The organism is Tenacibaculum mesophilum (assembly GCF_003867075.1).
Classification (GTDB): domain Bacteria; phylum Bacteroidota; class Bacteroidia; order Flavobacteriales; family Flavobacteriaceae; genus Polaribacter; species Polaribacter mesophilus.
In genome coordinates this window covers 975,982-989,610 of the sequence record NZ_CP032544.1, presented here as the reverse complement: position 1 = coordinate 989,610, position 13,629 = coordinate 975,982, and the positions used below count along the sequence as shown (strand labels likewise).

Below are 13,629 nucleotides of genomic sequence, written 5' to 3'. Positions count from 1 at the left end.
AAGATACTTTAATTTTTATCAATAACATTTCCAGAGCCTAAAGAAGTCTTATCTATGTCTGAAGGGTTTCCTTTATAATATATACTTCCAGACCCTACTATTGTAGCTTTAATCTTATTGTTAACGGTTACTGATATATCACCAGAGCCAGCAATATTAGCTTTTAAAGAACTTGTTTTTAAATCGTATGCTTTTATATTTCCTGACCCACCAATAGAACATTTTAAGTAGTCACTTTTTCCTTTTAGTTTAATGTTTCCGGAACCGCCAATAGAAGTTTTAACAGTATTAGCGTCTACACTGGCTATAATATTTCCGGAACCTCCTAAACCAAAAGAAATTACATCAGCCTTAATACGTTTTTTTGCAATTATATTTCCTGATCCTCCTAAAGCTACGGCTTCAATTTTTTCAAAAGGAATAGTTACTGTTAGCTTTTTTGTAGCTTTAATATTGGTGTTTTGTTTAAAGTGTACATTTAATTTTCCGTTTTTAACTTCAGTTTCAATATACTTTAAAATATTTTCTTCTCCTTCTAAGGTTACTTTACCTTCGGTTCCGTTAATTAAATAAACATCAAATGAGCCTCCAATGTTTACTTTGTCAAAAGAACCGATTTTTCTAATTTCTGTAGTAACGTTTCCGTTTCCTTTAATTTTTTTTGAATTCCACCAGCTTTGTGCTTGTGTTTGAAAGCTAAAAAAAAGAGATAATAATAAGATTGCTAATTTTTTCATTGTAATATAATTTGTAAGTTGGTTAATCATTTAATTTTAAAGAAACACCTCCGTATTTAGATTTTATGGTAATGGTAGAATTAGAATTTCCTTTACCAAAAGTTCCCTCGTAGTATTTTTTAGATGATTTATTAATGCTTTTAAACATGTTTACATAGTTTTCAGGATATCCAAATCCAGCATAACCTAAATCAACAGTAAAAGTAAAGTTGTTATTACTATTCGTGCCAAGTTTAATTCCAGCATAACTTCCATCAATAACAATACTTTCAAAGCCTTTTTTAATATTTCTAACTCTAACACTACCGTAATCAGTATTAATTTTTAAGTTTTTTCTAATAGCACCTATTTTTATGCTAGCATAATCAGAATTACCATTAACGTTTGAGGCATCATCTATAGAAATACTTCCATAATCACTATTAAAATCAACATCGGTTGCAGTACCAATTTTCATGGTAGAATAATCTGCGTTTACTTTTAAATTTTCTGATTTTTGAATGGTTAACTTAGAGTAGTCAACACTTAAGTTTCCTGATTTCATAAAGTTAATTTCAGAAGTACCACAGTAATCTAAATTAATGTTATTAGTTTCATTTAATAATTGGTCAATTTGTATTTTACCATAATCACAATTAATATTAGACTTACCTTCTAATTTATCCAGCTCAATGTTTCCGTATTTATTATTTAAATCAGCATTGTTGGTGATTGGCATTTTAACAAAGTAGTTAATTTTGTAGTTGGTGTTATTATTACCCCACCAAGACCAGCTTGATTTTGTTTTTTCAATAATGGTTCTGGCTTCTATTAAACTAGGTGTAGCTTCAAATTGAACATTAATTGCTTTTAACTTACGTTCAACGTTAGATAAGTCATTGCCCTTAACGGTTATTTTGACATTAATTTCTATTCTGTTTTCGTTCCAAGTAGCTACATTTATATTACCATATTTATTGTTAATGTATAAGGTTGCGTTTTTGTTAACCGAAAATGTTTTACGTATGTTTTTGCTTTTTTCGTGATTTTTATCATTAGCTACTAAAAGAGTAGGAATGAATAACAGTAGGAAAAGTATTTTATATAATTTCATCTTCTAATATTTCTAATTTTGCGGGGTTTTGTTGTAATTCTAATCGTAAAAGAAGTTTTTCTAATACATCTAATCGTTGTTGATAATTTTGTATCATTTCTCTGATGATTTGATGTTTGTTATCTCTTTTAGATAGTTCTTTTACGAGCGTTTTGTATTGGTCTTCTAGCTCTTCAATTTCATTTAAAGAATCTTCAATAACTATTTCGGTTTCTAAATTCCTATATTGTTCAACTTCCTTTAATTCTTGATTTATAGTTGTAACAAAAAAGTTTTGAGCCTCTGCCATTTTGGGCGAAATATCAGCTAAGTCATAGGTGTTTTTTTGTTGATAACTACCAAGATAAAATCCTAAAAATAATACGATTGAAGCTGCTATGCTCATCCAAAAATAAGATGGTCTTTTAGCTCGTTTTGGCGACTCTAGTTTTCGTTGAAATCGATTTAAATGTCCTTGATGAGGCTCGAAAACATCAAAATCATTTTCTTTAAAAAACTGATGTAGTTTATCCTCCATATACTTGTGTTTTATTAGTATTAGCTGCTAATACTTGTTTTAATTTCTTTTTTGCTCTAGATACTGTTGTTCGCACATTTTCATTGGTGTAATTTAATATCTGAGCGATTTCATCATAATCATAACCTTCAACAAGGTTCAAGGTCAATACAATTCTGTAATTATCCTTTAAACTTTGCAAACAGCTTATAACTCTTTTAACTTCTAAAGAACTATAGTCTATCTCAATATCTTCTACTTCGTAGCTAGGAATCACATCCATTCGTACTTCATCATATCGAGTAACTTTCTTTAATTGGGTTAAACTTTTATTAATCACAATTCTTTTTAACCATGCACCAAAAGTAACCTCACCTTTAAAGCTATCTAACTTCATGAAAGCAGTTAAAAATGCTTCTTGGATTAAATCTTCAGCCTCAAACTCGTCTTTTAAGATACGATATGACGTATTATACATAGCTTTGTAATAGTTTTGATAAACCTGCATCTGAGCAGCATTATCGTTCTTTTTACAGCGTTCGATTAGTTGGTTAATATGTGTATGTTGAGACTCCAATAAAATCATTCTACACTAGAGACAATTTAACTTTAAAATTGTGACAGTTTACATCAATAAAAGTAATTTTTTTTTTATAGTTTTAAATTTTATATTGATATTTTGTTGATAATTAAAGTGTTGTGTGTTTTGTTTTTTGTTAGGGATCGGAAGATTAAGACAAGTGAAAAAATGAATCAAAATATGTATATTTGACACAATGGTGAATAGTGTTAAAATTATTGAATGTCCAAGGGACGCAATGCAAGGAATTAAAAGTCATTTTATTCCTACAGAGGCAAAGGCTAAGTATATTAATTCACTGTTAAAAGTAGGGTTTGACACTATTGATTTTGGAAGTTTTGTATCACCAAAGGCAATTCCGCAAATGAGAGATACAGCTGAAGTTTTATCGATGTTAGATTTATCTACTACTACAAGTAAACTTTTAGCAATTGTAGCAAATGTTCGAGGAGCAAATGATGCTTCACAATTTGAAGAAATAGATTATTTAGGATACCCTTTTTCAATATCAGAAAACTTTCAAATGCGGAACACGCACAAAACAATTGATCAATCTATAGATACCCTAAAAGAGGTATTAGCCATTGCTAATCGAACAAATAAAGAGGTCGTAGCTTATTTGTCAATGGGATTTGGAAATCCGTATGGAGATCCTTGGAGTGTTGAGATAGTTGGAGAATGGACCGAAAAACTTTCGTCGTTTGGTGTTAAAATATTATCTTTGTCAGATACAATTGGAAGCTCAACACCTGAAGATATAGATTATTTATTCTCAAATCTAATACCAAGTTACCCTCAAATAGAATTTGGAGCTCATTTACATACTACACCAATTAAGTGGCACGAAAAAGTTGATAGTGCATTTAAGGCAGGTTGTCGACGTTTTGATGGAGCTATTAAAGGGTATGGGGGGTGTCCAATGGCTAAAGATGATTTAACAGGTAATATGCCTACGGAGAAATTGTTATCTTACTTTACATCAAATAAAGTAATAACTAATATAAAACCAATGAGTTTTGAAAGTGCATATAATAAAGCCCTAGAAGTTTTTTAAAAAAATGATGAAATTAAATATTGTTTTTCTTTTTTTCTTTATTTCAGCTTTTTCTCAATCTGTTGATAGTGAAAGAATAGGAGTATGGGACGTGAAAGGCAATAAAATAATTAAAAATCATTCTGTAAGTGATGAATTAGCTTCTTATTATTGGAGTGAGTTTAATAGAATTTTTCCAAAAGAGCTCACTCAAAAATATATAAAGCGTATTGTTTTAATGACAGATGGGGTTGATGAAAAAACAGGTGCTTTAGTAGCTTTGAGTTCAAAAAATGATAAATGGCAATTAGAAATTGATATTAGAGATGTAAACTTTGAAACTAAAGATAAAAGAAGATTACACGAGTCTGTTTATACCTTAGTTCATGAGTTTGGACATTTGTTAACACTTAATAGAACTCAAATAAGGCCAACGAATAAAAGAAAGCAAGAAGAAGGAGAGTTATATTTAACTCATGAGGGAGAGGCTTATAAAGATAGTTATATTAACAGGTTTGTTAATATTTTTTGGAAAGGAGCCCTTTTAAACCGTTGGGATGTTATTCAACGAAAATACTGTTATACAGAGGCAAATTGTGTAGAAAAACTATATGATTTATATTTAAATAACAGAACAGAGTTTCTTACAGACTATGCAGCAGAAAGTCCAGAAGAAGACATCGTAGAAAGCTGGACAGCTTTTGTGTTAAGGCCTAAAATAAAGAAGCCTAGAACTATAGCACATAAAAAAATAAATTTCTTTTATCAATTCCCTGAATTGGTAGAATACAGAAAAATGATTAGGCAAAACACACGTCAATATCTTCACTAAATTTGTAAATTTGATTTCTTTATCAAAGTAAAATCAAATGAAACAAGTTAGAATTCTTTTAGTATTTCCCATAATCTTATTGTTTATAGTTAGTTGTAATTTAAATAAAAAAACAGCTAATGCTTCTACAAACAAATATCAGTTTACAAAAGATGCCGATAAAACGTACTTTACAATACTTCAGTTAAATGATGTTTATGAAATAGCGCCAATACAAGGAGATAAATATGGCGGAATGGCACGGGTGGAAACCGTACACCAAGACTTACTTAAAGAAAATGAACAAACAATGTTAGTGTTGGCAGGAGATTTTTTATCACCTTCTTTGCTTGGAACAATGAAGTATAATGGAGAACGAGTAAGAGGAAAACAAATGGTAGAAGTTATGAATGCTATGAATTTTGATTTAGTTGCTTTTGGTAATCATGAATTCGATTTAAGTTACACACACTTACAAGCGAGATTAAACGAGAGTAAATTTGAATGGATTTCTGCTAATGTTTTGCATAACATAGATGGTAAACACTCGTATTTTCATAAAATAATTGATGGAGAAAAACATAGTTTAAAAGATTCTTATATAAGAGAATTTGTAAATCCAGATGGTACAAAATTAAAAGTAGGTTTTATAAGTGTTTGTATACCTTCCAACCCTAAGAGTTATGTATATTATGGAGATATGTACGAAGAAATAAAGCGGGCATATAATGAGATTAAAGATAATGTTGATATAGTTATTGGGTTAACCCATGCTTCGCTAACTCAAGACAAAGAAATAGCAAAACTATTACCTAATGTACCTTTAATAATGGGCGGACATGAGCATACCAATAGTTACGATAAAGTAGGAGAGGTAGTAATTACCAAAGCAGATGCAAATGCTAAAACGGTCTATATTCATAGATTTGAATATGATCCAGCAACTAAGAAAACTCAATTTAAGTCAGAGTTAAAAGAGATTAACGATTCGATAATTTCAAATAAAAAAGTAAAAGCTGTAGTTGATAAATGGCAGGTTGTTTTACAAAGTAAAATTCAAGAAGTAGTTTCTAATCCTTATGAAGTTATATATACAGCTAAAGAACCTCTTGATGCAAGAGAAAGTACTATTAGAAGTGTTCAAACAAATATGGGTAAGATTATAGCTGAGTCTATGAGTTTAGCATACAATAACGAAGTTGACTGTGCATTAGTAAACGGAGGTTCTGTTAGGATAGATGATGTACTAGCAGGAGATATAAATGCCGTTGATATTTTCAGAGTTTTGCCTTATGGAGGTGAAGTTTTAAAAGTAGAAATCAAAGGAAGTCTATTAAAAGAAGTGTTGGACTTTGGAGAAGCTGCTTCAGGAACAGGTGCCTACTTACAACGATTTAATGCTAAGAAAGAAAACGGAAAATGGATTCTTAAAAAAGGAAAACTTCAAGAAGATAAAAACTATACAGTTGCTTTTTCAGATTATTTATTGAGAGGTCTTGATATACCTATACTTTCAAATAAAAGTAAAGATGTAATGCATATTTATAAACCAAAAAAAGATGAAATGGCTTATGATATCCGTAAAGCCGTTGTAAACCTTTTTGAAAAAAATAAATAGATTAATTTTACTTCATGTGTAACTAAGTAAAATATGTTAAAAATTATTTAAAATAAGTCTTAATAAGATTTGGTAAAATAAATTTCTTACATAAATTTGCCAGTAAATTTAATTAAAACTTAATCTAAATAAAATGAAAAGAGTATTTCTTTCAATGTTAGCTATATCAGCTCTAGTATTTACATCTTGTTCAGACGATAATGATAATGATGTAAAACCACCAGTGGAAGCTCCAGCTACCTACGCTTTTAATGGAAAAGATAATAAATCCAACGTTAGTTTTTCAGGACAAGTAGCACGTTTAAAAATGGCTAAAGAGTTAAAGGATGCACTTGAAGATAACGTTAAAACTCAGGCTCAGTTAGAAGAAATGTTTAAAGATGGTACAGGGTTTGAAGATGCATCATTAAACACTTCAGGAAAAAAACTTAGAGGTACAGTGGCTTCAGCTACAAACTCTAACGTAGATGCTGTTGAAACAGATGAGTTAAGGCTAAAAATGGATGGATGGATTAAAGATCATGCAACAGAGGTATATGCTAACTGGAATACAGATGCTGCTGCTGGTACAGCAGGAAAATTAACTACAGGTAGTAGAACAGTTCATGTAAGTGCTAAAGGAGTTGAGTATAATCAAGCAGTAGCTAAAACATTAATAGGTTCTGTGATTGCAGATCAAATGATAAACAAGTATGTTTCTCAAAAATTTATTGATGATAATAAAGCAGATCATGAAGCAGGAAAACCATACAAAGGAGATGATACCAAAAATTATACAGCTTTACAACATGGTTGGGATGAAGCTTATGGGTATTTATTTGGTTTAGAAGAAGATCCTGCAAAACCAGTTAATTCTTTAGACGACAGAAAAGGCTTCCTAAACTCATATATTAAAAGTGTTGATAATGATAGTAAGTTTAAAGGAATTTTTGATGATGTTTATAATGCATTCAAATTAGGAAGAGCAGCAGTAGATGCTAATGATTATGAATTAGCAAGCAAGCAAGCTGAAACTATTAGAGCATCAGTATCTAAAGTAATAGGGGTTATGGCTGCACATTACCTATTAAAAGGAAAAGGAGCTAAAGATGCAAATAGTTTACATGCATTATCAGAAGCATACGGTTTTTTACAATCTTTAAGATTTGTTGAAATTAATGGACAACAAGTTGAAAAAAACCAAATAGCAGGAACTATCGCAATGTTAGAAGCTGATAATGGTTTATGGTCTATTACAGACGATCAATTGGACCAAATTGCATCTAGATTAGGAACCTATTTTGGATTCACAACAGAAGATGTAGTTAGTTTAAATGATTAAAACCATTAAATTAAGATAAATTAAAATAGCCATGTATAGTTACATGGCTATTTTTTTTTATTTTTGCGTGTTTATTTAGATTAATAAAAAATTAATTAAGACAAAATGAAAAAAATCGTATACATATGTGTACTTTCTTTAATCGTTGCATGTAGCTCAAGTAGTAGCGATAATCCTAGTACATCAAACCCAGATGATTTTAATAGAAAAGAGATGTTGACTTTTTGGGCTGATCAAATGATTATTCCAGGATACAATGATTTTGTAGAGAAAACACAATTATTAAACGAAGCAATAAATAAATTTACAACAACAGTAAGCACAGCTAATTTAGTTGAAGCAAGAACTGCTTGGAAAAATGCTTACGTAACTTGGCAAAAAGTTTCTTTATATCAAGTAGGTAAGGCTCAAGAGATAAACATGGTTGGTTATATGAACACAATACCAACTAACGCTACTCAATTAGATGATTATGCTAAGTCAGGGACTTATAACCTAGAGTCACCTAATTTAATAAGTGTACAAGGTTTTCCAGCTTTAGACTATTTACTTAACGGGAAAGGGACTGATGAGGAAACTGTAACTTTTTACACAACAGCAGAAAATGCAGCTAAGTATAAACAATACTTAAAAGATGTAAGCAACAGAGTTTATAATTTATCCAAAGAAGTTAAGGATGATTGGAACGGAGGTTACAAGCAAACTTTTATTGAAAATGATGGATATTCAATATCAAGTAGTGTAGATAAATTAGTAAACTTTTATGTTGTAGCTTTTTTTGAAAAACAATTAAGAGACCCTAAAATAGCTAATCCATCAGGAGCAAGAACAGGTATACCAGATGTAACCTTGGTTGAAGGATTTTATAAAAAAGACATTTCTAAAGAATTATTTATAACCGCATTAACAGCTACAAAAAACTTTTATAAAGGAATAGGTTATAATGGAAATAACGGTAAAAGTTTACAGCAATATCTTGAATTTCTAAAAAGAAAAGATTTAGCAGATTTAATAAACACAAACTTTACAAATTTAGAAGATAAGGCAAGTTTATTAAAAGATGATTTTACAGATCAAATTCAAAATGACAAAAACGTGTTTTTAAATACTTATGAGGCTATGCAAACAGTATTAAAAAACTTTAAACCAGATATGATGAGTGCTATGAGTATTAAAAATACTTCGAGCGACGCTGATAATGATTAATACATTACAAAAATATTTCAAAAAAAATACGGAAGCTGCTCCACTTGCAGTATTTCGTATTTTTTTTGGTTTTATGATGTTTTGTAGCATACTACGTTTTTGGTTAAACGGATGGATAGAAGAACAGTATATAAAACCAAAATTTTTCTTTTCATACTACGGATTCGAGTATATAAAACCATTTGGTAACTACACTTATTTATTATTTTTAATTTGTGCAATAGCTGCACTATTTATAATGTTAGGTTATAAGTATAGAGCAGCAGCAATTACTTTTTTTTTAAGCTTTACCTACATAGAATTAATGGATAAAAGCTATTATTTAAACCATTATTACTTTGTAAGTTTAGTAGCATTTATTCTAATTTTTTTACCAGCAAATGCTTATTTTTCTGTAGATGCAAAACAAAACGAGAAAATAGCCTATCAAAAAATACCTAATTGGACTATAGATGCTATAAAGTTACTATTAGGTATTGTATATTTTTATGCAGGATTAGCAAAACTAAATTCTGATTGGTTGTTTAGAGCATCACCATTAAATATATGGTTACCTGTACAAAACAATTTACCGTTAGTAGGTTTTTTAATGGTTAAAACATGGTTTCACTTTGCTATGAGTTGGGCAGGAGCTATATACGATTTAACAATACCTTTCTTATTATTAAATAAACGAACACGCACAATAGCGTTTATTGCAGTAATTATATTTCATGTATTTACAAGAATATTATTTTCAATAGGAATGTTTCCTTATATAATGATTGTCTCAACCATTATATTTTTCAATCCAAAGCTACATCATAAAATACTAAATACCATAGCAGCCATATTTAGAATTTCTAAGGATTATTTCGATCAAGGAAAAACCTTAGTAACTACTCAAAAACTAACATTAACAAGAAAATTTTTAATACTATTTTTTGTACTGCAAATAATTATTCCTTTTAGGTATTTGTTGTACCCCGGAGAGTTATTTTGGACTGAAGAAGGATACCGTTTTTCTTGGCGTGTCATGTTAACAGAAAAAGCAGGCTATGCAGAGTTTAAAATAATTGATGAAGAAACAAAAAAGCAAGTATATATTGATAATAGCGATTATTTAACAACATTACAAGAAAAACAAATGAGTTTTCAATCAGATTTTATACTTGAATTTGCTCATTTTTTAGGAGACACCTACAAGAAAAAAGGAATGAAAAACCCTAAAGTGTATGTAGATAGTTATGTAACATTAAACGGTCGACTTAGCACACAATTTATAGATCCAAAAGTAGATTTATATCAACAAAAAGAAAGTTTTAAACATAAAAATTGGATTATACCATTTAATCATGAAATCAAAATTAAAGGCCTGTAGCATTATTTTTACCTTATTTTTAGCTGTGCAAACAGTAGTAGCACAATATACCATTTCAGGAAAAATAATTGATGAAAAAGGAAACCCTATTAATAATGTTGAAGTTTTTGATGCTTCAGGCGGAAAGTTAGCAATATCAGATGCTCAAGGAAATTATAAAACCCAACCATTGCAATCAGGAAACTATTCATTGGTATTCTTTTCTTACAATTTCGAAATAAAAGAACATGCACTAACTATTACAAATAAAAATATTGTAGAAAACATAACACTTTTAAAGTTAGATGAAGAATTATCAGAAGTAATTATCAATCAAAGACTAAGAAAAGTATTTAGTTTAAAAAGATTAAAAGCAGTAGAAGGAACTGCCATTTACGAAGGAAAAAAAACAGAGGTAGTTTTATTAGACCAAACAGTAGGAAACAAAGCAGCTAATAACGCACGCCAAATATACAGTCAAGTAGTTGGACTCAATATTTACGAAAATGACGATGCAGGATTACAGTTAAATATTGGAGGTAGAGGCTTGGATCCTAACAGAACATCAAACTTTAATACACGACAAAACGGTTACGACATTAGTGCAGATGTATTAGGATATCCAGAAAGCTATTATACACCCCCAGCAGAGGCCTTGCAAGAAATACAAATTGTTAGAGGAGCTGCATCATTACAATACGGAACACAATTTGGAGGCTTATTAAATTTTAAATTTAATGAACCTAATAAGAGTAAAGAATTTGAGTTCATAACAAGACAATCTACAGGATCTTTCGGTCTTTTCAATTCTTTTAACAGTGTTGGAGGTACAGTTGATAAAACAGGTTATTACGGTTACATAAATTATAAACGAGGAGATGGTTTTAGACCAAATTCAGAATTTAATTCAATAAATATTTATGGTCATGTAGATCATAAACTATCAGAAAAAACAACTTTAACAGTAGAGGCAACATATTTAAATTATTTAGCTAAACAAGCAGGAGGGTTAAATGATAAAATGTTTAATGAAGATCCTTTTCAAAGTAACAGATCAAGAAACTGGTTTCGTGTAAACTGGAATTTGTGGACGGTAAAACTAGACCATAATTTTACAGAAGACACGCGCCTAAGTGTTAACTTATTTGGGTTAAATGCTTCGAGAAAAGCCATAGGGTTTAGAGGAAATTATAAATCAAGTAATGTAAGTCCTATAACGTATGTAGATGAACCTTTTGCAGATGGAAATTATGCTACGAGAGATTTAATTAACGGACAATATAAAAACTGGGGAACAGAAATTCGCTTTTTATCAAACTATGATTTTAGAGGGCAAAAGAATACTTACTTATTGGGTGTAAAATATTACAAAGCAAATAATTCAGAAGAACAAGGAGCAGGATCTAATGGTGTAGATGCAAACTTTACATTTGCAGATGTAGATGCCTATGCCTCATCTAATTTTAAATTCCCCAATACGAACGTAGCATTATTTGGAGAACATATTTTTAAACTATCAGATAAATTTTCAATAACTCCTGGATTTAGATTAGAATACATAAAAACAGGAAGTAACGGAGATTATAAAACAGTATTGTGGAATAATGAAGATCTACAAAACGGAGTGCCGTTACCTAACGGAATTAATACGTTTAGAGACGATAGAACAAAAGAAAGAAGCTTTGCTTTATTTGGTATTGGAGCAAGTTATAAACCCTCGACAAAGTTAGAAATTTATGCAAATGCTTCTCAAAACTACCGTTCAGTAACCTTTAATGACATCCGTACGGTAAGTCCTACTTTTAAAGTAGATGAAAACATAGATGATGAAGAAGGAGGCACAGCAGATATTGGAATAAGAGGAAAAATTAAAAACATAGTAACCTACGACCTAAGCGGATTTGGACTATTTTACAACAAAAGAATCGGAATTTTTTGGGTAAGTAGCGGACCCGATGCAGGAGACAGGTTAAGAACTAATGTAGGAGACGCTTTTATTTATGGTTTTGAAGGTTTTACAGATGTTAGTTTGGCAAATGTATTTAAGTTGCCATCAAACTACGTGCTAAATACCTATGTAAACCTAGCGTTAACACAATCAGAATATACAGATTCATTAGAAAAATCAGTAATAGGAAATCAAGTAGAGTTTATACCGAACCTAAACTTAAAAACAGGAGTGAAGTTTGGATATAAAAACTTTTTAAGTAGCTTACAGTTAACGCATTTGTCTGAGCAACAAACAGATGCTACACATGCAACAGTAGATAGCACACATCCTAGTTACGGAACAATAGGTCCTATACCAGCATATACAATTGTAGATGCTTCTTTTTCATATTCGTATAAAAAATGGAAGCTAGAAACAGGAGTTAACAACCTGTTAGACGAAAAATACTTTACACGTAGGGCAACAGGATATCCTGGACCAGGTATTATACCATCATCTCCTAGAAACTGGTATGTAACATTACAGTTCAAGATTTAAAATAAAGGGAGAAGCTTCGGTTTCTCCCTTTTTTAGTTACATGGTATTAATATAACGGCTTTATCGTGTTAATAAAGGCTTTCGAAAACTATTAATAATATTTGCTTTGCTAGCGGAAGAACTAGGAGTTTTATAGAGGAGTATTTATCTAGATACTCCTCTATAAATTATTAACAAACTATTTTTTCTTTTCTTTTTATAATTGTAAATTTAGCCAATAACCAAATTAAAATTATAAAAACATGGGAAACCCAGTAAACGTTAACGGAGTTACATTAACATTAAAAGACTTTAGAAAATTTGACACTAATATTAGTGTTGATAATGTACCAAAAGGACCTTTAGTTAACATGTCAGGTCTTGAAGGTAGTACAAGTAACCCTTTTACTGTAACGGTTTTAGCATACTTACCAGATAACCCTTTGAAGCCAATTGAAAATACCACTGGTTTACAACTACAAGGAAATGAAATCTATTTAAACTATTATGGAATTATTCCAGTTCAAATCCCAAATAAAGAAGGAGGGTATAATATGGTAAGTTGTAGAGATTTTAGAGTAGATTTTAATTGTGATCAAGTGGCCAGTCAATATGATTTATATTATATAGAATATACTTATGAATTGGGAGAAGGAACTGAATTAGCGGACATGATTCTTGTTAGGAATAACAATACTAATCCAGTTTTGAAAGATGTGAATGAGGGACCTATCACAGATAGAGGAACAGTTACAGCACCAGCAGAAACAGAACCACCAACAGAATTTTAATTTTGAGCAAATTAAGTTCTGTCATAGGAATAATAACTCTGTTTTTCTTTCAGGTTAATGAAGGGCCTAAAAAGAAAAACAAGGTTTTTATTGAGAGAGGTCATACTATATGCCAAAAATATAAGAATGAAACTTTT

Annotated in this window: 12 protein-coding genes; 8 read left to right on the top strand and 4 right to left on the bottom strand. The window is 30.4% G+C overall.

The features are described 5' to 3' along the window. Positions 1-8: 8 nt before the first annotated feature. From D6200_RS04600 to D6200_RS04585, 4 genes are read right to left on the bottom strand one after another with little or no spacing between them, the layout of a single operon-like run. Complete coding sequence (locus D6200_RS04600; RefSeq protein WP_073183443.1) at positions 9-737, bottom strand: head GIN domain-containing protein; 729 nt, start codon at positions 735-737, stop codon at positions 9-11. Positions 738-759: 22 nt separating this feature from the next. Beyond that, positions 760-1,830 (bottom strand): hypothetical protein, encoded by a 1,071-nt coding sequence (locus tag D6200_RS04595; protein WP_073182958.1) that lies wholly within the window; start codon positions 1,828-1,830, stop codon positions 760-762. After that, positions 1,817-2,347: a hypothetical protein gene (locus D6200_RS04590; RefSeq protein ID WP_047789500.1), complete on the bottom strand. Its 531-nt coding sequence runs from the start codon at positions 2,345-2,347 to the stop codon at positions 1,817-1,819. Before D6200_RS04590 ends, D6200_RS04595 begins: the two co-directional genes overlap by 14 nt. Further along, on the bottom strand, positions 2,337-2,903 hold the full coding sequence (locus D6200_RS04585) for an RNA polymerase sigma factor (protein ID WP_231128417.1): 567 nt from the start codon (positions 2,901-2,903) through the stop codon (positions 2,337-2,339). The genes D6200_RS04590 and D6200_RS04585 overlap by 11 nt, the downstream gene beginning before the upstream one ends. A gap of 199 nt (positions 2,904-3,102) precedes the next feature. Here D6200_RS04585 and D6200_RS04580 point away from each other — a divergent pair, with 199 nt between their 5' ends. The 8 genes from D6200_RS04580 to D6200_RS04545 all read left to right on the top strand — a co-directional run bounded on the left by D6200_RS04580 (position 3,103) and on the right by D6200_RS04545 (position 13,492). Further along, positions 3,103-3,960 carry a hydroxymethylglutaryl-CoA lyase gene (locus D6200_RS04580; protein ID WP_047789502.1) on the top strand — a complete coding sequence of 286 codons (858 nt, stop codon included), beginning with the start codon at positions 3,103-3,105 and terminating at the stop codon, positions 3,958-3,960. Positions 3,961-3,964: 4 nt separating this feature from the next. Further along, entirely contained in the window at positions 3,965-4,771 is an 807-nt protein-coding gene (locus D6200_RS04575; RefSeq protein WP_047789503.1) for a hypothetical protein, read from the top strand. Between the two features lie 37 nt (positions 4,772-4,808). Beyond that, entirely contained in the window at positions 4,809-6,368 is a 1,560-nt protein-coding gene (locus D6200_RS04570) for a bifunctional metallophosphatase/5'-nucleotidase (protein ID WP_083574808.1), read from the top strand. A gap of 133 nt (positions 6,369-6,501) precedes the next feature. Then, positions 6,502-7,689 carry a DUF4856 domain-containing protein gene (locus D6200_RS04565; protein ID WP_073182956.1) on the top strand — a complete coding sequence of 396 codons (1,188 nt, stop codon included), beginning with the start codon at positions 6,502-6,504 and terminating at the stop codon, positions 7,687-7,689. Between the two features lie 105 nt (positions 7,690-7,794). After that, positions 7,795-8,895 (top strand): imelysin family protein, encoded by a 1,101-nt coding sequence (locus D6200_RS04560; RefSeq protein WP_073182954.1) that lies wholly within the window; start codon positions 7,795-7,797, stop codon positions 8,893-8,895. Then, positions 8,888-10,255 carry an HTTM domain-containing protein gene (locus D6200_RS04555; RefSeq protein ID WP_073182952.1) on the top strand — a complete coding sequence of 456 codons (1,368 nt, stop codon included), beginning with the start codon at positions 8,888-8,890 and terminating at the stop codon, positions 10,253-10,255. The genes D6200_RS04560 and D6200_RS04555 overlap by 8 nt, the downstream gene beginning before the upstream one ends. Next, positions 10,230-12,722: a TonB-dependent receptor domain-containing protein gene (locus tag D6200_RS04550; RefSeq protein ID WP_073182950.1), complete on the top strand. Its 2,493-nt coding sequence runs from the start codon at positions 10,230-10,232 to the stop codon at positions 12,720-12,722. Before D6200_RS04555 ends, D6200_RS04550 begins: the two co-directional genes overlap by 26 nt. 242 nt (positions 12,723-12,964) lie before the next feature. Beyond that, positions 12,965-13,492 carry a hypothetical protein gene (locus tag D6200_RS04545; RefSeq protein ID WP_073182948.1) on the top strand — a complete coding sequence of 176 codons (528 nt, stop codon included), beginning with the start codon at positions 12,965-12,967 and terminating at the stop codon, positions 13,490-13,492. Positions 13,493-13,629 lie beyond the last annotated feature (137 nt).

Coding starts and splice junctions, on each gene's coding strand:
- D6200_RS04600 (WP_073183443.1), bottom strand. CDS start 737: ATGAAAAAATTAGCAATCTTATTATTATCTCTTTTTTTTAGCTTTCAA.
- D6200_RS04595 (WP_073182958.1), bottom strand. CDS start 1,830: ATGAAATTATATAAAATACTTTTCCTACTGTTATTCATTCCTACTCTT.
- D6200_RS04590 (WP_047789500.1), bottom strand. CDS start 2,347: ATGGAGGATAAACTACATCAGTTTTTTAAAGAAAATGATTTTGATGTT.
- D6200_RS04580 (WP_047789502.1), top strand. CDS start 3,103: ATGGTGAATAGTGTTAAAATTATTGAATGTCCAAGGGACGCAATGCAA.
- D6200_RS04575 (WP_047789503.1), top strand. CDS start 3,965: ATGATGAAATTAAATATTGTTTTTCTTTTTTTCTTTATTTCAGCTTTT.
- D6200_RS04570 (WP_083574808.1), top strand. CDS start 4,809: ATGAAACAAGTTAGAATTCTTTTAGTATTTCCCATAATCTTATTGTTT.
- D6200_RS04565 (WP_073182956.1), top strand. CDS start 6,502: ATGAAAAGAGTATTTCTTTCAATGTTAGCTATATCAGCTCTAGTATTT.
- D6200_RS04560 (WP_073182954.1), top strand. CDS start 7,795: ATGAAAAAAATCGTATACATATGTGTACTTTCTTTAATCGTTGCATGT.
- D6200_RS04555 (WP_073182952.1), top strand. CDS start 8,888: ATGATTAATACATTACAAAAATATTTCAAAAAAAATACGGAAGCTGCT.
- D6200_RS04550 (WP_073182950.1), top strand. CDS start 10,230: ATGAAATCAAAATTAAAGGCCTGTAGCATTATTTTTACCTTATTTTTA.
- D6200_RS04545 (WP_073182948.1), top strand. CDS start 12,965: ATGGGAAACCCAGTAAACGTTAACGGAGTTACATTAACATTAAAAGAC.